Below are 20,427 nucleotides of genomic sequence, written 5' to 3'. Positions count from 1 at the left end.
GCCGGGTTCCGGTTTTTCGTATGAAAGAAGATTTTTATGGAAGAAGCTGTTTTTTAGTGAAGCTCGTCCTCATCCACATCAATCACATTGTCATCGTGCAGGATTTTCTGCTGGTTGATCTCGGTCTGGATGACGTTTTTGATCCGGCGTTTTGCGCGGCCCATGTAGTAGGTGGTGACAAGATCGGAAATGCCGCTGTAGACAAGGCAGATACCGATGAAAATGTTTGTGGTTGCAACGGCATCAAACGGATTGGTACAGATGATGATGCCGAGAACGCTGGTTAAAAGAGCCAGCAGGAACTCAAGCCACCATTTTTCCAGCCCTGTTTTTTTGAGGTTGAACGCCTTCTGAATGCTGAGCAGTCCGTTTGCCAGAAGGATGATACCGATGACAACCGGGATGAATGCGATTACAAGGTCACTTTCAAAGATAACGAAGCAGCCGAACAGAATCAGTACCAGGGCAACGAACAGATCGTAGCGGAAGAAAAACGGCTCGCCGCGGCTTGCAATGTAGCGGATCAACGCAACAACGCCGCCAAACAGGAGCAGTGCTCCGGCGATATAACAGATCAGCAAACTCGTTTTTACGGGGTAGACGATCAGCACGATACCTAGTATAATAGAGACAGCGGCTGAAAGCAGGAAACTGTTTTTCACATCCTGAAAAAATTGTTTCATAAGGATTCTCCTTTCCACTTGAATGTGGTTTTTCGTTTGCTTTTATAGTAGCTTTTCAAAGCAGAAAAAGCAATGGACAAATTGAAAAAAATGTACGAAGAAATGGAATCGTGAAACGGAAGAAAGAGAGGGTAAAAAAGATGCAGGACGAACAGAAAAAGTTCCAGGAGAAGCTCTCCGAATTGCTGTCATACGCCAGAGACCATGAAAATAAAGTAACGATGAAAGAAGTCAGAGACTTTTTTGAAGACTTTGCACTGGATGAGCAGAAAGTCACCTTTGTCTGCGAATATCTGACGATGGAGCAGGTCGATGTGGCAGATTATGAGCCGGGCGTCGTGCCGGAGGAGACCGAAAAAGAAAAGAAAAAACCGGAGTTTTCCGAGGAGGAGCTGCGTGCCTTACAGCAGTATCTTGACGAACTGCCGGAGACAGAAACACCGTCGGAGGAAGAAACGGCAGAGCTTTACCGGAAAGCGGCAGAGGGCGATTCCCTTGCAAAGAGCATGCTCGTGCAGCTCTGGCTTCCGAAAGTTATTGAGACCGCAAAAGAAATGCACACCCGCGATTTCTTCCTGATGGATCTGGTGCAGGAGGGAAATGTCGGACTTTTAGTAGCGCTGGAGTCCGTTGTAAAAGCTGAGACGGCGGAGCAGGCGATTGATGCGGCTGTGCGTGAGACGATCAGCGATTTCATGGAAGAACACAGAGTTCAGAAACACAAGGACAATACTGTAGTCAATAAAGTAAACCGCTTAAAAGACGCCATCGAGGAACTCTCCGACGGCGATGACATGGATTTCAGTGTGGCAGAGCTTTCCGCGTATCTTGACATGTCCGTGGAAGAGATTGAGGATATTCTGCGGATTGCAGGCGAAGAGCCGTAACAAAAGGCTGGTATTTGCACAGAAACTGTGTGAATTGGCAATAAAACAAAAGCAAAGGAGAAAAATACAATGGTACATCATATTGTTATGTGGAAATTCAAACCGGAAGTAGAGGATGCAAAGAAACCGGAGCTGAAAAAAGCGATGGCAGAGAACCTGAAAAGCCTGGTCGGCAAAGTGCCGGGACTGTTGACGGTTGACTTTGTAGAAGCACCGCTTGCATCTTCCACCCATGATATGGCACTTGTCACAACACTGGAAAAAGCAGAGGATGTAGCTGTATATGCAAAACATCCGGAGCACGTAAAAGTAGCAGACACCTATGTACGTCCGTACACAACGGAGCGTGCAGCACTCGATTACGAAGAGTAAAAACAAGCACGGACTTTAGCTCGTTGCCCGTTTAAATAAAAAAGTATCCCGCTTCCCCAAAAGGAACGGGATACTTTTTTTGTGCCGAGAAGATCAATTCCTGATCTGGTGAATACGTTTCATTTAAGTGTTTTTCTGTTCTTCCTTCTGCAGTTCGTCAATTGTAAGCAGCAGCTCATCGATGGAAACCTTTTCGTCCTTCGGATTTTCCGTAAATTCTCTGACCAGTTCTTCGTACGTTCTTCTTCTGTGTTCCAGCGCTTTCCGCGACCGCTCCCGCCGGATGCGGCGGACATACCGCAGGCGGAGGACAAAGAGCAGAATCAGAACGAGAAGGACAAACGGCATCGCCAGAAAAACAGGATCTGCCTTCCGGATACGGGCAAAAAGGGATGCACCGGCCGAGGCAAGATGGCGGAACCAGGAAGCGGCATGCACAGTGCCTTTCCAGAACGCTGCGAAATGGGAAGCCACAGATGAGAAGGAAACCGTGGATGATGCCGGTGCTTTGGAAATGGCCGGTTCCGGTGTCTGGGTTATGGCCGGTGTTTCGGTCGGCGTCGCAGTGGCAGTCGGCGTCGGTGTCGCCGTCGGAACCGGTTCAAACGTTACGGCAAGGGTATGATCCTTCTGGATATCGGAAAATGTGTAGCTGTCCGGATATTCCGTCACCGGCAGATACAAGCCGTCCACCGAGAGCTTCGCGAGCCGGAAGCCTTCGTCTGCCGTGTAGGAAACGGTTTTTTCCTCTCCGCTGGAAACTTCCCCGCCCTCGGACACCGAGCCATGCTCCGCCGCGGAAGTGGAAACCGTGAACAGATACGGCACCCGGGTGCGGTAGAACTGCACGTACCGTCCACCATCTGCCTTTGTTACGTTTACAATCGCAATAAATTCCCCAGGATTTGTCTCACAGAGGCCCTCTGGTTCATTGATGGTGATATCGTCGGAAAAGCCAAAATCAACCGTGTCGTCCGCAAGCAGTGTTTTCTGCGAGAGCGAGTATGTCTGGATAAAGTTTCCGATTCCGAGATGCATCGTCAGCGGAAAAAGAAAAAAGAGATCGCCGGAAACACAGAGATCCTGAAAGTTTTCCATGTAAAAATCGAAGGGATACGTGCCCCAGTCATCCATCACCTGAAGTGAGGCATCGAGGAGTTTAAAGCCGTAGCCGCCGTCCGCATCGGTCTGGATCAGATAGCCGCCGGTGGAGGGAAGATAATCAATACCGAGAATATTGTAGCTTGTCGAGAGCTGGATCCGCTCTTTCTGCTCGAGAGTATCCGGGTCGAGGCGGAAGATACATCCGTAATTGGAAGCATCCGGGCTGCTGTAGCCGCTCACGAGGATTTCATGTGTGACGGGATTGTATGCCATACCGTTTGCGTGAGCAAAGTCTGCGTCCCTTACCTGATGCGCGAGGGAATACTGCGTAACGGGATTTCCGTCTGCGTCTGTATCATTTTTATAGTAGGCAGAGACTACGTCCGGCTCTGTCGTCAGATCATTAAAATTTTCGATGCAGATGATATAATCTTCCGTCGCACAGACGGACTGCACCGCGCCGTTGCTGCCGAGAATCGGATATTCCCCGACCAGTTCCCAGGAGGCACCGGTAAACGGCGTACTGGAGGCAAAACCAGCCTGACAGAGTATGGGATGAGCGAGGAAGAGAAAAATACCCAGAAAAAGGGCAAGAAAAAAACGGCCGGATTTCTTGCCAGTGGGAGATTTTATCGAAAAATTTGTAAATGCAAGCCGCATATGATGTGTAGGTCCTTTCTTACAGAAAAAAGGTGAACTTTTTCTGTCATCCTATCTTACCACGGAACCGGCGGAAAGTAAATGAAGGAGGGATGGAGATTTTCTTACATATCGTTTAAGAAAATGTAATAATTTTGTAGTGTTTGCCGATGCAAAGTAGTTGTAAACATTTTACCGTCTTGGTAAAATAAACATAACAGAATTCAGAAAATTGTGAAGAAAAAGGAAAGGCAGAGAACCGATGATTAGAATCAAAGATATTGCAGACCGCGCAGGAGTCAGCCCGACGACGGTTTCGAATGTAATACACGGAAAGACAGGGCGCGTCTCAAAGGCGACGGTCGAGAAAATCAACCGGATTTTAAAGGAGATGGAGTACGTGCCGAGTATCAGCGCGCGCATGCTGGCGAACAACAGCTCCGGTCTTATTGGTGTGGCGCTTGGTTTCATGAAGAAAGGAAATGCATCTTCCTTTGAGGATCCCTTTGTGTCGGCAATGCTCGGAAATCTGGAGTATCAGATCCGGGAACACGGCTACTATATGATGCTGGTTGCGCGCCATGAGCAGGATGATCTTATGCAGCAGGCGCTCGGCTGGAATTTTGACGGCATGATTGCGATGGCTCTGAAGGAAAAGGAGATTGCAGAGCTCTCGGAACGTCTCGGAAAACCGCTGGTAACCATTGATCAGTATCTCCCGCCGGAACTTGGAGTCCGCTCCATTACGATGGATGACCGCGGCGGTGCGTACCAGATGAGTCAGTACCTGATTGGAAAGGGACATAAAAAATTTCTCTTTTTATCCGACTGCGATCTCGGTGTTGACCACTATCGGTGGCTCGGTGTGCGTCAGGCAATGGAGGAGGCGGGAATTGAGGACTTTGAAAGCCGCCATATTGTGATCCCGTGGGATCCAGAGCAGAGGGAGAAGGCATATGAGGAGATGCTTCCGTTCTTCAAAAAACAGACAGCGCTCTTTTTTTCATCGGATTACTATGCACTTGAAGCATCCAACTTTCTGCAGAACAGGGGAATAAAGGTTCCGGAGGAAATTTCAATTGCGGGCTTTGATGATGTTACTTATGCGACACTTGCGCGGCCGAAGCTGACTACCGTGCATCAGATGGTGGATGGAAAAGCACGCCGTGCCGTAGAGGTCCTGATGCACCTGATCCAGAATGAGCCGGTACAAAAAGATATTCCGCCATTGCCGACAACGCTGGTGGAGAGGGAGTCGGTAAGAGATCTGACGAAGTAAATAGTTACCAAAATTACAGAAAAACTCTTGTAGAAACTGCTGGTTTTGCGCAAAACTATTGAAAAATCACCGTGAAGTATGGTAAACTGTGCTTGCAAACGACAGAATCAAAGAACCAGACACGTTCTGGGGATGAAATAAAGGAGGTAAAAAAATGGACAAAAAATGGTGGAAAGAAGCCGTAGTGTATCAGATTTATCCGCGCAGCTTCATGGACAGCAACGGAGACGGTATCGGCGATTTAAATGGTATCACATCCCGTCTGGATTATCTGAAGGATCTTGGCGTGGATGTTATCTGGCTGTCTCCGGTGTACCAGTCACCAAACGATGACAATGGATATGATATCAGCGATTACCAGGCAATCATGCAGGAATTCGGAACAATGGAGGATTTTGACCGCATGCTTTCGGAGATGCATAAAAGAGGCATCAAGCTGGTCATGGACCTTGTTGTCAATCATACTTCAGATGAACACAAATGGTTCGTGGAGAGCCGCAAATCGAAAGACAACCCGTACCGCGATTATTACATCTGGCGTGATGCAAAAGAAGGAAAAGAGCCAAACAACTGGGGAAGCTGCTTCTCCGGTTCTGCATGGAAATACGATCCGCAGACCGAGATGTATTACCTGCATCTGTTCTCAACAAAACAGCCGGATCTGAACTGGGAGAATCCAACGGTTCGAAAAGAAGTTTTCGATATGATGAACTGGTGGTGTGAAAAAGGCATTGACGGTTTCCGGATGGATGTCATCAGCATGATCTCCAAACCGGAAGGGCTGCCGGACGGAAAAATTCCGGAGGGCGGACTCTACGGTGATTCCGGCTGCGTAAACGGACCGCACGTTCATGAGTATCTGCAGGAGATGAACAGGGAAGTCCTCTCCAAATACGATCTGATGACGGTTGGTGAGTGTGCCGGTGTCACGATCGAGGAGGCAGAAAAATATGCATCCGCAGACGGCAAAGAGCTCAGCATGGTATTCCAGTTCGAGCTGGTTGAGCTGGCAAGCGGAAAATACGGCAAATGGACGGACAAACGCGTACCGCTCAAAGATTTCAAACGCGTCATGACAGCATGGCAGACGGAGCTTGAGGGCAAGGCATGGAACAGCCTCTTCCTTGGAAACCATGATCAGCCGCGCTGTCTGTCCCGTTTCGGTGATGATTCACCGGAATATCGCGTAGTCAGTGCCAAAATGCTGGCAACCTGCCTTCATATGATGCAGGGTACCCCGTACGTATACCAGGGCGATGAGCTCGGCATGAAGAACGTTCCGTTCCACGATCTGTCCGAATTCCGCGATATTGAGAGCATCAACGCGTTTCACGAGCTGACCGGAGCCGGAAAAGTAGCGCCGGACGATATGATGCGCTACCTGAACCTGCGCGGAAGAGACAATGCAAGAACTCCGATGCAGTGGGATGATACCGCTTCGGCAGGATTTACCACAGGAACCCCGTGGATCAAAGTCGGACCGGATTACGAGACCGTCAATGCAAAAAATGAGATGGCGGATCCGGATTCTGTATACAATTATTACAAGAAACTGATTCATCTCCGGAAAGAGAAGGATATCATGGTTTACGGAACGTACGAGCTGCTCGATCCGGAGGACGAGGCACTGTATGTATATACCAGAACCTTAGGCGATCAGAAACTCCTCGTGATGTGCAATTTTACAAAAGAGGAGCAGGAGTACACGGTTCCGGAAACCTTTGCAGGAGCAGAGGTACTGATCAGCAACTATCCGCAGGACGGCGCGGCAGCAGGGACACGAAAACTGCGTGCGTATGAGGCAGTTGTTCTGGAAACCAAATAAAAAATGCAGAGGAACCTGTGGCAGAACGGATTTTTGCCACAGGTTCCCGTTCTCAAAATACGGCAAAAACCGGTAAGAGTAAGAAAGGGGAAAATAAAACATGAAATCATATCTGAAAATGGAGACACATCCGCTTGCAGATCCGAAGAATGTAGTAAAGGGCGATAAATATCGTATCACGGTGCTGACGGAGCATCTTCTTCGGCTGGAATACAGTGAGGACGGTGAATTTATCGATGCGGCATCCCAGACGGTTGTAAACCGTGATTTTCCAGCAGTGGAATTTTCCGTCAAAGACACAGGCGATGAGCTGGAGCTGCGTACAAAGTATCTGCAGCTGAATTACAACAAAAAGGCATTCTCTGCAAACGGACTTTCCTGCAAAACAACGGCAGTCGGCATCAGTTCTGTACCGGCATGGCATTACGGAGATCCGACACAGGATCTTGGAGGAACGGCCCGTACGCTTGATCAGGTCAACGGAGCATGCGAACTGGAACCTGGTATCATGTCCTGGTTTGGTTCCGCTGTTCTGGATGATTCGAAGTCGCTTCTGATGACAGAGGACGGTTGGGTGACCCCGAGAAAGAAAGGAGTGCAGGATCTGTACTTCTTCGGCTATGGCTGGAATTTCCGTTTGGCATTAAAGGATTTCTACCACCTTTGTGGCAAGACACCGATGCTTCCGAGGTTTGCGCTTGGAAACTGGTGGAGCCGTTACTGGCGTTACAGTGAAACATCCTATATGAAACTGATGGAAGACTTTGACAAAGAGAACGTTCCCTTCTCGGTTGCTGTTATCGATATGGACTGGCACCGTGTAGACGATGTGGATCCGAAATACGGCAGCGGCTGGACCGGCTATAGCTGGAATAAAAAACTCTTCCCGGATCCGGAGCGTTTTCTTGGAAAACTCCATGCACGTGGCATGAAGACAACACTGAACGTCCATCCTGCAGACGGAATTCGTGCGTATGAGGACTGCTATCCGGAAGTAGCAGAAGCTATGGGAGTGGATGCAAAAAAAGAAGAGCCGGTCAATTTTGACATTGCGGATCCGAAATTTGTTGATGTATATTTCGACAAAGTTCATCATCCGATGGAAAAAGAGGGCGTCGATTTCTGGTGGATTGACTGGCAGCAGGGACAAAGTACCAAGATCGAGGGTCTTGATCCGCTGTGGATGCTGAATCACTATCATTTTCTTGACAGTGGAAGAGACGGAAAACGTCCGATGACCTTCTCCCGCTATGCAGGACCGGGCTCCCACCGCTATCCGGTCGGATTTTCCGGAGACACCCATATCACCTGGGAATCCCTGGATTTCCAGCCATACTTTACCAGCACAGCCTCCAACATCGGCTACGGATGGTGGAGTCATGATATCGGCGGCCATATGCTCGGCTACCGTGACGATGAGCTTGAAGCAAGATGGTATCAGTACGGAGTCTTTTCTCCGATCAACCGTCTGCACAGTTCTAACAGTGCCTTCAGTGGAAAAGAGCCTTGGAACTTCAGTATGGAAGTGCGCAGCACAATGGATGATTTCCTTCGTCTGCGTCATAAACTCGTACCGTATCTGTACACGATGAACTACCGTGCATGGAAAGAAGACACACCGATCGTTGTTCCGATGTATTATGATTACCCGGAGACGGTTTTCTGGGGCAAAAATCAGGCACCGAATCAGTACTTCTTCGGAAGCGAGCTGATGGTAACACCGGTGACAACGAAATGCATTCCGGAGCTGAAGCGTGCAAAAACAAAGGTGTGGCTGCCGGAAGGTACGTGGTTTGATTTCTTCAACGGAATGATTTACGAGGGTGGCAGAAGTATGGATCTGTACCGTACGCTCGAGGAGATCCCGGTTCTTGCGAAAGCAGGTGCGATTATCCCGATGACAGAGAAGATCAGTGCGCTGGATGTAGAATCCAACCCGGATGAGCTGACGGTACGCGTTTATGCGGGCGCGGACAATACATTTGCCCTGTACGAGGATGACAATACTACCATGGCATATGAGAAGGATGACTGTGCAAAAACATCGATGACGCTCGACTGGGGTGCGCGGAAATTTACGATTGCACCGGTTGAGGGCAATCAGAGCCTCGTTCCGGAAAGCAGAATGTACTGCGTAGAATTCGGCGGAAGTACGGCAAAAGAGGCGAAGGTCTTTGTAAACGGCGTGGAAGCGGATGCAGAAGTCAAAGAGAAAGACGGACTTCTTACGATCGCGGTAACAGATGTAAAACCGCAGGATACTGTGACAATCTGTCTGCCGGAAGATACGGAGATTGCAAAGAACGATGTCATGACACGTGCGATGGATCTGCTGCTGCACGCCGAAATCAGCTACATCACCAAAGAGCAGATCGCAAATCTTCTTCACAAAGCAGACGGAAAGGTAGCAATTCTGGCTGCAGAGCTGCAGAGCATGGAACTTTCAAATGATCTGCGCGGTGCGTTGCTGGAGATCATTACGGCATAAATTGCTGCAGAAAAACACGATTTGATTTACAGAAAAAGAATTCTGTGATACGATACATACAAAGAAAAGGAAGAGAGCGTGGCAGTGGATTCTGTCAGGCTCTCTTCTTGAAATGTGAGACAGGAGGATTTTTAAACGTGGGAAAATACATCATGGCACTTGATGCCGGCACAACGAGCAACCGCTGTATTCTGTTTGATCAGAAAGGACAGATCGTAAGCCTTGCGCAGAAGGAGTTTACCCAGCGTTTCCCGAAACCGGGCTGGGTGGAGCACGATGCCAATGAAATCTGGTCCACGATGCTCGGTGTAGCCGTGGAGGCAATGCAGAAAGCGGGCGCGTCCTACGAGGATATTGCGGCAATCGGCATCACAAACCAGAGAGAGACGACGATCGTCTGGGACAAAAAGACGGGAGAGCCGGTCTACAATGCAATTGTATGGCAGTGCCGCAGAACATCGGAATACTGCGATTCCCTGATGGAGCGCGGACTGGTTGACCGTTTCCGGGAGAAAACAGGTCTTGTGATCGATGCGTATTTTTCAGCCACGAAGCTGAAATGGATTCTAGATGAAGTTCCGGGCGTGCGCGAGCGGGCGGAGCGAGGCGATCTCTATTTCGGAACGGTGGAGACGTGGCTGATCTGGAAGATGACAAAGGGAAAGGTACATGTCACCGATTACACCAACGCGTCCCGTACAATGCTGTTCAATATCCATACCCTGAAATGGGATGAGGATATCTTAAAAGAGCTGAACATTCCGCTCTGTATGCTGCCGGAAGTCCGCCCGTCGAGCTGTGTCTACGGGGAGACGGCATCCACATATTTCGGCGGCCCGATTCCGATTGCGGGAGCAGCGGGAGACCAGCAGGCGGCGCTGTTCGGCCAGACCTGCTATGCGCCGGGCGAAGCGAAAAATACATACGGAACAGGCTGCTTCCTGCTGATGAACACGGGAGAAAAGCCGGTTTCTTCGACACACGGTCTTGTTACCACGATTGCATGGGGCATCGGGGACAAGATTACGTATGCGCTCGAGGGATCCATTTTCGTCGGCGGAGCCGCAATCCAGTGGCTGCGCGATGAGATGAAGCTGATCGAGTCCTCGGCGGATTCCGAGTACATGGCGCAGAAGGTGAACGACACGAACGGCTGCTACGTCGTGCCGGCGTTTACCGGCCTTGGCGCACCGTACTGGGATCAGTATGCGAGAGGAACCATTCTCGGCCTGACCCGCGGCGTCAACAAATACCATGTGATCCGCGCAACACTGGAGTCGATCACGTATCAGGTGGATGATGTCTTAAAAGCGATGGAGGCAGATTCCGGCATGAAGCTCTCTGCACTGCGTGTGGACGGCGGAGCAAGCGCCAACAATTTCCTGATGCAGTGCCAGGCGGACATCAGCCAGGCGCCGGTGGAGCGGCCATGCTGCATCGAGACGACCGCGATGGGAGCAGCTTATCTTGCGGGACTCGCCGTCGGCTACTGGCCGGATCAGGAGACAGTAAAACAGAACGGAGCCATTGACCGTACGTTTGAGCCGGAGCTCTCGAAAGAGGAGCGCGATGAGAAGATGAACGGATGGCACAAAGCAGTCCGTTACGCCGAAGGATGGGCGAAATAGAAAAAGATTTTGGAAATGCAGAAAAGGAACGGCTTCGTAATGAAAACCGTTCCTTTTCGCGTAAGGTATGTACTGATGTTAAAGAATGTCGATGTGTTCGCCGTTTAAAGCTTTGTTCATGCTTCGCACGGCACAGAATTTACCGCACATCGAGCAGGTATCTTCCTGTTCCGGCGAGCGGTCAGCACGGATGGCTTTTGCAGTCTCCGGGTCCAGTGCGCAGTCCCACTGTGCTTCCCAGTCGAGCACGCGGCGGGCATCGCCCATCTTGTCGTCAATATCACGCGCATGCGGAACACCTTTGGCGATGTCGGCAGCGTGTGCGGCGATTTTGCTTGCGATGATGCCCTGTTTTACATCATCCAGGTTCGGAAGAGCCAGATGCTCTGCCGGCGTTACGTAGCACAGGAAAGCAGCGCCGTTCATGGCCGCAATCGCGCCTCCGATGGCAGCGGTGATGTGGTCGTAGCCCGGTGCAATATCGGTCACAAGAGGGCCGAGGACATAGAACGGAGCGCCCATGCAGATGGTCTGCTGTACTTTCATGTTGGCCGCAATCTGATCCATCGGAACGTGGCCCGGTCCCTCAACCATAACCTGAACGTCTTTTTCCCAGGCACGTTTGGTGAGTTCGCCGAGGCGCACCAGCTCCTCAATCTGGCAGACATCCGTTGCGTCGGCAAGGCAGCCAGGACGGCAGGCGTCGCCGAGAGAAATGGTCACATCGTATTCACGGCAGATATCGAGAATCTCATCGTAATACTCGTAGAACGGATTCTCCTCGCCGGTCATGCACATCCAAGCGAACACGAGGGAGCCGCCGCGGGAAACAATATTCATTTTCCGTTTGTGTTTGCGGATCTGATCGATGGTTTTTCTGGTGATGCCGCAGTGCAGGGTGACGAAATCGACACCGTCCTCGGCATGGAGGCGGATGACGTCAATAAAATCTTTGGCGGTCAGCGTATCCAGGTCTCTCTGGTAATGGATCACACTGTCATATACCGGCACGGTGCCGATCATGGCCGGACATTCGGAGGTCAGTTTCCGCCGGAACGGCTGCGTATTGCCGTGGCTCGACAGGTCCATGATGGCTTCTGCGCCCATATTGACCGCGGAGAGTACCTTCTGCATCTCCACATCGTAATCTTTACAGTCTTTCGAAACACCGAGATTTACATTGATTTTCGTGCGCAGCATCGAGCCGATGCCCTCCGGGTCGATGCAGGTGTGCAGCTTATTGGCCGGAATGGCAACCTTTCCGCTGGCAACGAGCGGCATCAGGTCTTCCACGGCCATATACTCTTTTTCTGCGACTTTTTTCAGCTCCGGTGTTACAATGCCGCGGCGTGCGGCGTCCATCTGTGTTGCGTAATTGCGTTCCATCTGTTGTTCTCCTTTATTTTCAAAATCAGATCCGGTAAGCGTGGTTCAGCGGTCCCGAGCCGTGGCCGAGATCCATCATGCTCGCGAGTGCGCCCGAAATATACTCTTTTGCGGCGGAAATGGCATCCGGAAGGGAAAGCCCCTTTGCGAGCCCCGATGCGATGGCGCTGGAGAGTGTACAGCCGGTGCCGTGTGTGTTCGAATTGTCGATGCGTTTTCCGGTGAACCAGGTAAATGTGCCGTTGTGATATAAAAGATCGTTGGCATCATTGATACTGTGGCCGCCCTTTAATAGAACGGCACAGCCGCAGGAATCCCCGATCTCTTTTGCGGCGCGTTCCATATCGCTTTCCGACTGGATTTTGATGCCGGAGAGAACTTCTCCCTCTGGGATATTCGGTGTGATGACTTCGGCCAGAGGAAAGAGCAGTTTTTTCATCAGGTCAGGCACGCCGCCCGAAGCGAGCGCGGAACCGCTTGTAGCGACGAGGACCGGGTCCACAACGATGTGTTTGGCCTGGTAGAAGCGAAGCCGTTCGGAGATGACTTCGATCAGTGCCGGGGAGGATACCATACCGATTTTGACGGCGTCCGGGAAGATGTCCGTAAAGACGGCGTCAAGCTGTGCGGCCAGAAACTCCGGTGTTACATCGAAAATACCGGAAACTCCGGTGGTGTTCTGGGCGGTGAGTGCGGTAATTGCCGACATGGCGTAAACTCCGTTTGTGATCATGGTTTTGATGTCTGCCTGAATGCCGGCGCCTCCGCTGGAATCACTTCCCGCGATTGTTAATGCTGTTTTCATGTTTTTCGCGTCCATGAGAATTACTCCTTTGCATTACTTTTCTTTTTGGACAGGCGACAAAGAAAGTGGTGCCCCCAGTCTGCCGCCTGGTGTGAGGATGAATGGTTACGTAAAATTATTTGTTTTCCAGCATGCGCAGAGTCTGTTCTTTCAGATCCTTCGTTGCGGAAACAATGTCTTTCTGTGCAAAAATGGCACTGATGACGGCGATGCCGCAGATGCCGCTGCCGGAAAGCTCCGTCACGTTATCGCGTGTGATGCCGCCGATGGCGATGACAGGGATTTTAACGGCATTGCAGATAGCAGTCAGCGTTTCGTGGCTGACATCCTCCGCATCCGCCTTGGAACCGGTGTGGAAGACTGCGCCGACGCCGAGGTAATCTGCCCCGCGCTGCTCGGCGAGAATGGCCTGTTCCACGGTCTGTGCCGAAACGCCGATGATCTTGTCCGGGCCAAGCTTTGCACGGACATCGCCGGCCTCCATATCGCTCTGGCCGACATGAACGCCGTCCGCATCCATCTTAGCTGCGATTTCCACGTTATCGTTGATGACGAAAGGAACATGGTATGCGGCACAGAGTTTTTTCAGTTCCAGTGCCTCTTCCATAAAGTGATCCTGGTCAAGATTTTTTTCGCGGAGCTGGATAAACGTTGCGCCGCCCTGCAGAGCCTTTTCCACCTGGCTGTACAGTGTCTCGCCGTTCAGCCAGCTGCGGTCTGTCACAGCATATAAAAGCAGGCCTTTTTTATCGCACTTCATACTTTGCACCTTTCTCCAGCGTCTCGCCGTCCATGTGGTAGATGGCGTCGATGATGCGGTTCCGGTAGGTGGAGTTGCCGTCTTCCGGTTTCATATGGCTCCAGCCGATCTCGCCGGCAAGTCCCATCGCGCAGACAGCGGCAGCAGCGGCTTTTAACGGCTCGTCCGGGTTGGCAACGAGGTAAGCGGTCATCATGCCGGAGAGCTGGCAGCCTGTTCCGGTGATGCTTCCCATCTCGGCGCGTCCGTTGCGGATCACGTAGCAGGTGTCAGCATCGGCAACGAGGTCGATCGCTCCTGTGATGGCGACAACACAGTTGTGGTCTTTCGCAAAGTTTTTTGCAAAAGCAACGGCGCTGTCGAGGTTTTCGTCTGTTACTTTATCGGCAACGTCTGCGTCAACACCCTTTGTCGTTCCGCTTCCGAGTGCCAGTGTTTTGATTTCGGAAATATTTCCGCGGATGACGGTGAACGGGATTTTTTCCATCAGTCCGACTGCGGTCGAAGTACGTAAGTGGCTTGCGCCTGCGCCGACTGGATCGAGCAGGATTTTGTGGCCGAGCGAAGCTGCTTTTGCACCGGCACGGTACATGCCGTCGATGCTCGTTCTGTGCAGCGTTCCGATGTTGATGTTCAGACCGCCGCAGATGGAGGTGATATCCTCGACATCCTCCGGTTCATCGGACATGATCGGGCTTGCGCCGCATGCCAGCAGAATATTGGCGACATCGTTTACTGTAACGTAATTTGTGATGTTGTGTACGAGAGGGGTTGTTTTTCTGACATTGTCAAGACAAGTGCCTAACATAATTTTTTGTTCCTCCTGTGTGAGTATTTTTGCAGAAGCAAATTCCCTTGTGGTACTGGAAGAACCTGTTGATGATGTGTTCATAGAGATTAAAAAAGCAGATATACGTGGAGGTATATCTGCAGAAAATGTGCATATCGTATCTCCCTACGTTGGCATTACCCAAATCAGGTTCAGGGTCTAGGAGATGCATCCTACTCTCAGCCCGCTTCGCACGCGAGCTCCCCTTTGCTTTCTGCAGACAATTATATACGCATAAAAACAATTGTGCAAGAGAAAAACGGAAGATTTTAAAAAAATTCAGAAAAATAAAAAAGACATGCAAAATATTGGAAATGTAATGTTATTTGGGTTGAAAGAGAAAATAATATCAGCGTAAAATGAAGTATAAAATATGCGTGGAAGTCATGGACGTGATGATGCCGCCTCCATTCCGATTTTCGCCATGAGCGCCAACGCCTTTGTTGAAGACCGGCAGGCCGCAAAAGAGGCCGGCATGAACGTGCATATCGCAAAGCCGATTGATGCGGAATTACTGAAAAAGAAAATTGCAGAGTATTGTAGGTGAAAAGAAGTGCCCCTGCCCGGCATCTGATGTGTGCCGGGCAGGGGCTTTTGATGTGCGAATCTTATTTTTCTTCCTCCGGGTACGTATAGCCCCAGGTTCTGCGGAAGGAGGTCATCAGATCCATGACGTCCTTCGTGTAGTCGAGGTGCATGGCAGATGCATCTCCATTGATGGCGCGTTCCATGTCGGCGAGCTCATAGGCGAGTGCATCGGCGTTTTCACCGGCTTTGATGATTTCGGATTCGCCGGTGGAAGCGTCTGTGATTTTTGCTTCCCAGGCACGCGGGTACTCCATGATCTCGATAAATCCGTTCTCACAGGAAACCATGCCGCGTTTCGGCTGTTTGGAGTGGAGAGAGAGCATCACACTTGCCATCTGTCCTTCCTGATTGGTGAGAAGGAGGCCGGCCTGCTCGTCCACACCGGTCGGAGCGGGCTTTACCTGGGAAAGGAGCTGATCCGGCTTGGAGTCGAAGAACCAGCGGATGAAGGAGAGTGCGTATACGCCGATATCAAGCATCGCGCCGCCTGCGAGATTCCGGTTGAAGAAGCGGTTCTTCATGTTGTACTCTTTGAAACTGCCGAAGTTCATCGTGATCAGATTGACTCTGCCGAGACGGCCGGAGTCGAGAAATTTTTTCAGCTCTTTGTAGATCGGCATATGGTAAATCGTCATTGCCTCTCCGATGATGACATCTTTTTCTTTTGCAAGCGCTATGGCCTCGTCGAGCTCGTCACTGTTCAGCGTAATCGATTTCTCAACGAGAATGTGTTTTCCATTGGCAATCGCCTCTTTCATAAAGCCAAGATGCGTGTTGTGCGGCGTCGTGATATAAATGACATCGACCTCCGGATCGGTAAACATCTCATGGAAATCATCGTAAACTTTTCCAATTCCATATTTCTCCGCAAAAGCAGCCGCCTTCTCATGGGTCCGGTTGCCGACCGCGTAAATATTCTTTCCGTTTTTCTGCAGTGCGACCGCCATTTCATTTGCAATCACACCGCATCCGAGTACAGCCCATTTGATTTCTTTCATCGTGAGATTCTCCTATCGTATCTATTTTGCCCAGAGCGGTTCTTCGCTTCCGCTGTAGTCAAACCGTCTGTCGTTTTTCTCTTCCAGTGCTTTGATCATATGGTACGTAAATTCATTGTAAGGCGTTGGAATTCCCAGCTCTTTTCCCATGCGGATCAGCGCACCCGAGAACATATCAATTTCCGTATGGCGTCCCGCATCGAGATCCTGGAGCGTCGAGTAGCGCGCCGTCGGCGGAACCGCACTTCCGCGTCCCGAGGAGACATCCGCCTTGCTGATATCAATTCCCTTTGCCTCCGCAATCGCCATCAGTTCTGCGCGGAGTCCGTCGCTGATCGCCTTCATATGCACACTGTCGCGGTAGCAGCCGACCCCGGCACCGAGAATAGCCTGCGGCAGGTTATTGCAGACATTCAGCCGGAATTTGCTCCATAGTTCCTCTAAAATACAATCGGTTGCCCGGTAATGCAGCCCTGTGCCGGAGAACAGATCCAGAACAGCCTGCACACGCTCACTGTCGTACGGCGCCGAAACTTCGCCGAAAATGATGCCGAGCGTCGCCTCAGGGTTGAAAACGTAGCCGTCATTCTCTTTATGAGAAGCTACTTTGATAACAGCATGAAGCAGATGCTCCGCACCGACTTTTTCCGCGATGATCTCCTCACTGTCCACGCCGTTCATCAGACTCATGATCACAGTATTCTCGCCGGTAACGGCAGTAATATTGTCAAGAGCCCCCGGCAGTGCGCCGTATTTGAGCGAGACGATCAGAAAATCCACGCCGTGTGCCTCTTCCGGTGTCCATACCTCCGGGTGATAAACCGTATCGTTAATTTTGCATCCTTTGTTTTTCAGACGCTTCGCCCGTTCCCCGGACGCGATAACGCCAAGCCGGATGTCCTTTTTCTCCGAAAGCCCCCAGATTACATAAGACCCAACCGCTCCGGCGCCCAGAACAGCAACTGATTTTATTATCATAATAGCCTCCTTTGTAACTATTTGAATTACCCTTACTATAACAAATTTTGCGGAGATCCTCAATTTGTTTTTCAAAATAGAAAATTTCGGAAAAGGAAGCCAACGGCGTCCGCGGCGAATTCCAGATCAACTACGCTTGCGGCTTCGCCTTCTCCGGCGACTACCCCGAAGCCTCCATCTCCGATCTGCTGCACGAGGCAGATCTGAAAATGTACGAAGACAAAATCCGGACGAAAGAAGAACAGAAGGCAAAAGAAAAACAAGAGAAGAAATAAGAAACGAAGGAGAAACGAAATTCGAACATTTCTCCTTCGTTTTTTGCACGCATTTTTACCGGGAAATCATATTCTAAGGTTAGAATGAAAAAACAGGAGAATCTGTTGATGAAAGGAAAATGGCTGACAGGTGCGCTTGTACTGGCAATGGCGGCAGTGACGCTGGCGGGATGCGGGGCAAAAGATGAGACAAAAGAAAAAGTGGAGCAGGTGACATTAAATGAGGTTGCCCACTCCATTTTTTACGCCCCGCAGTACGTGGCAATTGAGGAGGGGTATTTTGCGGACGAGGGCATTGATCTGACGCTGATAACAGGATTTGGTGCAGATAAAGTGCTGACGGCGATGATTTCCGGCGAAGCGGATATCGGGTTTATGGGGGCGGAGGCAACCGTCTACGCGTACCTCGAGGGAACCGCAGACCCGGTTGTGAACTTCGCGCAGCTGACGCAGCGGGCGGGAAACTTTGTTGTGGGAAGAGAGAAAGACAATTCGTTTACCTGGGAGAAATTGAAAAACAAAGAGGTATTAGGGGGAAGAAAAGGCGGTATGCCGGAAATGGTCTTTGAGTATGTTCTGGCGCAGAAAGGGATTGATAAAAAAGACGTAAATATCAACCAGAGCATCGATTTTGGTTCCACAGCTGCCGCGTTCTCCGGCGGGCAGGGGGATTATACGATTGAATTTGAACCGTCCGCGACACTGCTCGAGCAGAAGGGCGACGGCTATGTCGTGGCATCGGTCGGAACGGAATCCGGGTATGTGCCGTATACGTCGTACAGCGTCAAACAGAGTTATCTGAAAACGCACGGCGCAACCGTAGAAAAATTCACGAAGGCACTGCAGAAGGGAATGGACTTCGTGCAGACGCACACACCGGAGGAGATTGCAGAAGTGATTGCGCCGCAGTTTGCAGAAACCGAGCTGGAAACCATCACCGCGATCGTGCGCCGCTACTATGAGCAGGATACGTGGAAAGAAAATCTGATCTTTGAGGAAGAAAGTTTTGATCTTCTGCAGGAGATTCTGGAGCAGGCGGGAGAGCTGGAGAAAAAGACACCGTACAAGACACTCGTGACAACAAAATACGCCGAAGAGGCCGCCGCCAAAGGCTGATTCCGGCGGAATAGAAAAGCGAAAAAAGACAGAAAAAGACACTTTTCGACATTCGTCGACAAACAGCGACATTTAATTCGAAAAAAATAAAGAAAATTGCAAAAGAAAAGCAGAAAAATAGAGAAAAAGTATTGCAAAAAAGTAAATTTTGTTGCATACTATGGGTGTCGCATATATTTTTTACAACACAGGCATACGGAGGCGAACAGACATGAAAGTAGGTTTTATCGGCGGCGGCAACATGGCGAGTGCCATGATTGGCGGAATGATCCAAAAAGGAGTTGTATCTGCAGATGACATTCTGGTATCGGTCCGCACGGAGAAAAGTGTGGAACGCTTGACCAACCAGTTTGGAGTCCAGGCGACTATGGAGAACGAAGCGGTCGTAGCCGGATCCGATCTTGTATTCCTGGCAGTAAAGCCAAACCAAATAAAAAATATAATAAACCTCGTCAAAAACTTCATCTCACCCGAGAAGATTATCGTATCGATTCTTCCCGGTAAGTCTTTACAATGGCTGGGTACAGAAATCGGAAAACCAACAAAGTTAATTCGCACCATGCCAAACACACCAGCACTCGTCGGAGAAGGAATGACCGGCGTCTGTGCCAATGATCTCGTGACGGAGGAAGAGCTGCAGCTCGTTTTAACCCTCCTGAAAAGCTTTGGCCGCGCAGAAGTTGTTCCGGAGTATCTGATGGATACCGTCACAGGTGTCAGCGGAAGCTCGCCGGCGTACGTATTTCTTTTCCTGGAGGCTCTTGCAGATGCGGCCGTAGCCGAAGGAATGCCGAGAAAACAGGCATATGAATTTGCTGCACAGTCTGTCCTTGGAAGCGCCAAAATGCTTCTCGAGACAGGAATGCACCCGGGAGAATTAAAAGACATGGTCTGCTCGCCAGGCGGAACCACCATCGAAGCGGTTGCCGTACTGGAGCGGGAGAACCTGAGAAGTGCTGTTATTGATGCAACACGAGCCTGCATCCGGAAATCAAAGGGAGTGGATTAGAAGGAGCAGCACCGCCGCTTTGACAGAATGACGCTAATGTGAAAGCAGCAAAAATAAAGAATGTATGCACAAAAAAACAAACCAAAACAAGCAAAAAGCAAGCACAAAAAAGAGTAAAAAAACAAACGAGCGGAAAAATCCCGGCAGCCGTGGAAAAGGCACCGGGATTTTTTTCTGGTAATTTATAGTTTTTTTCCTTTACTGAGCGTACTGTTGTGATAATCGGAAGAATAGGTTACATCCTTTCCAAACCATACCGGAGGAACAAAGGCGTTTGCGGATGCTTCGTCAGGAAACTCCACCTCTGCGAGGTAAAGGCCTTCATACGGCGCATCAAAGACATCGAGCTCGATCGTCAGATCCGTTCCGGTAAGCGGCAGCAGATAGCGTGTTTTTGAGATGAGAACGCCGTCTGCCTTTTCCCGCAGATGCAGGTAGGATTCCTTTGTGAGCGGAAGATTATACTCTTCACGCACCATCAGCCCTTTTGACTTGTAGGTCAGATAATATTCGTCGTCAGAGCGGCGGATGCGGACAACCGGTTCGGTGGAAAGATAGCCCTGCTCGATTTTTTTACATGGATAGCTTGTAAGATTTTCCGGAAGCTGATCCAGAAGGTATTTGCGTTCGATTTCCATAAAAGAGACTCCTTCTCGTGATTGCATCACTGCTTTTTTCAAGAGTTTACCATGCTTTTCCCGTGATGTTAAGCGAAATCCGGCTTTTTGCGAAAAAAGTCCTGAAATTTTTATGAAATGCAAGCATTCTGCGGAAAAAT

18 protein-coding genes, 1 pseudogene and 1 riboswitch are annotated in these 20,427 nt (G+C 50.3%); of the genes and pseudogenes, 10 read left to right on the top strand and 9 right to left on the bottom strand.

Annotated elements, in window-relative coordinates:
- Positions 1-53: 53 nt before the first annotated feature.
- Positions 54-683 (bottom strand): HdeD family acid-resistance protein, encoded by a 630-nt coding sequence (locus tag DXD02_RS08940; protein WP_022462612.1) that lies wholly within the window; start codon positions 681-683, stop codon positions 54-56.
- A gap of 140 nt (positions 684-823) precedes the next feature.
- On the opposite strand from DXD02_RS08940, the gene DXD02_RS08935 reads away from it, so the two are divergent.
- Together DXD02_RS08935 and DXD02_RS08930 are read left to right on the top strand one after the other, a co-directional pair.
- A complete protein-coding gene (locus tag DXD02_RS08935; protein ID WP_147342020.1) occupies positions 824-1,570 on the top strand; it encodes an RNA polymerase sigma factor region1.1 domain-containing protein in 747 nt (248 codons plus the stop codon).
- A gap of 69 nt (positions 1,571-1,639) precedes the next feature.
- Positions 1,640-1,942 (top strand): Dabb family protein, encoded by a 303-nt coding sequence (locus tag DXD02_RS08930; protein WP_022462610.1) that lies wholly within the window; start codon positions 1,640-1,642, stop codon positions 1,940-1,942.
- A gap of 123 nt (positions 1,943-2,065) precedes the next feature.
- Here DXD02_RS08930 and DXD02_RS08925 read toward each other — a convergent pair whose 3' ends face one another.
- The gene (locus DXD02_RS08925; protein WP_117760480.1) at positions 2,066-3,706 is read right to left on the bottom strand and encodes an InlB B-repeat-containing protein; all 1,641 of its coding nucleotides are present in this window, start codon (positions 3,704-3,706) and stop codon (positions 2,066-2,068) included.
- A gap of 241 nt (positions 3,707-3,947) precedes the next feature.
- Here DXD02_RS08925 and DXD02_RS08920 point away from each other — a divergent pair, with 241 nt between their 5' ends.
- From DXD02_RS08920 to glpK, 4 genes are all read left to right on the top strand, one after another.
- Positions 3,948-4,964, top strand: coding sequence for a LacI family DNA-binding transcriptional regulator (locus tag DXD02_RS08920; protein WP_117804195.1), 1,017 nt, complete (start codon positions 3,948-3,950; stop codon positions 4,962-4,964).
- Between the two features lie 154 nt (positions 4,965-5,118).
- The gene (locus DXD02_RS08915; protein WP_117804194.1) at positions 5,119-6,789 is read left to right on the top strand and encodes a glycoside hydrolase family 13 protein; all 1,671 of its coding nucleotides are present in this window, start codon (positions 5,119-5,121) and stop codon (positions 6,787-6,789) included.
- A 100-nt stretch (positions 6,790-6,889) separates the two neighbouring features.
- The gene (locus DXD02_RS08910) at positions 6,890-9,277 is read left to right on the top strand and encodes a glycoside hydrolase family 31 protein (RefSeq protein ID WP_117804193.1); all 2,388 of its coding nucleotides are present in this window, start codon (positions 6,890-6,892) and stop codon (positions 9,275-9,277) included.
- A gap of 137 nt (positions 9,278-9,414) precedes the next feature.
- A complete protein-coding gene (glpK, locus tag DXD02_RS08905) occupies positions 9,415-10,905 on the top strand; it encodes a glycerol kinase GlpK (protein ID WP_055219824.1) in 1,491 nt (496 codons plus the stop codon).
- A gap of 78 nt (positions 10,906-10,983) precedes the next feature.
- Here the strand turns inward: glpK and thiC are convergent, their stop codons facing one another.
- The 4 genes from thiC to thiM all read right to left on the bottom strand — a co-directional run bounded on the left by thiC (position 10,984) and on the right by thiM (position 14,664).
- Positions 10,984-12,291: a phosphomethylpyrimidine synthase ThiC gene (thiC, locus tag DXD02_RS08900; RefSeq protein ID WP_022461338.1), complete on the bottom strand. Its 1,308-nt coding sequence runs from the start codon at positions 12,289-12,291 to the stop codon at positions 10,984-10,986.
- Between the two features lie 25 nt (positions 12,292-12,316).
- Entirely contained in the window at positions 12,317-13,096 is a 780-nt protein-coding gene (gene thiD, locus DXD02_RS08895; RefSeq protein WP_117804332.1) for a bifunctional hydroxymethylpyrimidine kinase/phosphomethylpyrimidine kinase, read from the bottom strand.
- A 115-nt stretch (positions 13,097-13,211) separates the two neighbouring features.
- Positions 13,212-13,856, bottom strand: a complete 645-nt coding sequence (gene thiE, locus DXD02_RS08890) for a thiamine phosphate synthase (protein WP_055226936.1) — start codon at positions 13,854-13,856, stop codon at positions 13,212-13,214.
- Positions 13,843-14,664, bottom strand: coding sequence for a hydroxyethylthiazole kinase (thiM, locus tag DXD02_RS08885; protein WP_022461341.1), 822 nt, complete (start codon positions 14,662-14,664; stop codon positions 13,843-13,845). Before thiM ends, thiE begins: the two co-directional genes overlap by 14 nt.
- Before the next feature lie 126 nt (positions 14,665-14,790).
- Positions 14,791-14,902, bottom strand: a riboswitch (TPP riboswitch).
- A gap of 174 nt (positions 14,903-15,076) precedes the next feature.
- On the opposite strand from thiM, the pseudogene DXD02_RS08880 reads away from it, so the two are divergent.
- Positions 15,077-15,232: pseudogene (locus tag DXD02_RS08880) on the top strand (response regulator); the annotation flags it as partial.
- A gap of 61 nt (positions 15,233-15,293) precedes the next feature.
- Here DXD02_RS08880 and DXD02_RS08875 read toward each other — a convergent pair.
- Positions 15,294-16,271 (bottom strand): Gfo/Idh/MocA family protein, encoded by a 978-nt coding sequence (locus DXD02_RS08875; protein WP_118666744.1) that lies wholly within the window; start codon positions 16,269-16,271, stop codon positions 15,294-15,296.
- A 21-nt stretch (positions 16,272-16,292) separates the two neighbouring features.
- On the bottom strand, positions 16,293-17,249 hold the full coding sequence (locus DXD02_RS08870) for a ketopantoate reductase family protein (protein ID WP_118666743.1): 957 nt from the start codon (positions 17,247-17,249) through the stop codon (positions 16,293-16,295).
- Between the two features lie 383 nt (positions 17,250-17,632).
- On the opposite strand from DXD02_RS08870, the gene DXD02_RS08865 reads away from it, so the two are divergent.
- The 3 genes from DXD02_RS08865 (at position 17,633) to DXD02_RS15435 (ending at position 19,837) form a co-directional block, all read left to right on the top strand.
- Positions 17,633-18,640, top strand: coding sequence for an ABC transporter substrate-binding protein (locus DXD02_RS08865; RefSeq protein WP_117804189.1), 1,008 nt, complete (start codon positions 17,633-17,635; stop codon positions 18,638-18,640).
- Between the two features lie 211 nt (positions 18,641-18,851).
- Positions 18,852-19,649 (top strand): pyrroline-5-carboxylate reductase, encoded by a 798-nt coding sequence (gene proC, locus DXD02_RS08860; protein WP_022461345.1) that lies wholly within the window; start codon positions 18,852-18,854, stop codon positions 19,647-19,649.
- A gap of 38 nt (positions 19,650-19,687) precedes the next feature.
- Positions 19,688-19,837 carry a hypothetical protein gene (locus tag DXD02_RS15435; protein ID WP_158579586.1) on the top strand — a complete coding sequence of 50 codons (150 nt, stop codon included), beginning with the start codon at positions 19,688-19,690 and terminating at the stop codon, positions 19,835-19,837.
- On the opposite strand, the gene DXD02_RS08855 is transcribed toward DXD02_RS15435, so the two are convergent.
- Entirely contained in the window at positions 19,832-20,287 is a 456-nt protein-coding gene (locus DXD02_RS08855; RefSeq protein ID WP_022461346.1) for a CYTH domain-containing protein, read from the bottom strand. The genes DXD02_RS15435 and DXD02_RS08855 overlap by 6 nt on opposite strands.
- Positions 20,288-20,427 lie beyond the last annotated feature (140 nt).

The organism is Blautia sp. TF10-30, assembly GCF_003481245.1.
Taxonomy (GTDB): domain Bacteria; phylum Bacillota; class Clostridia; order Lachnospirales; family Lachnospiraceae; genus Fusicatenibacter; species Fusicatenibacter saccharivorans.
Note: the sequence above shows the minus strand (reverse complement) of the source record. Positions and strands in the feature narration are given on the sequence as shown.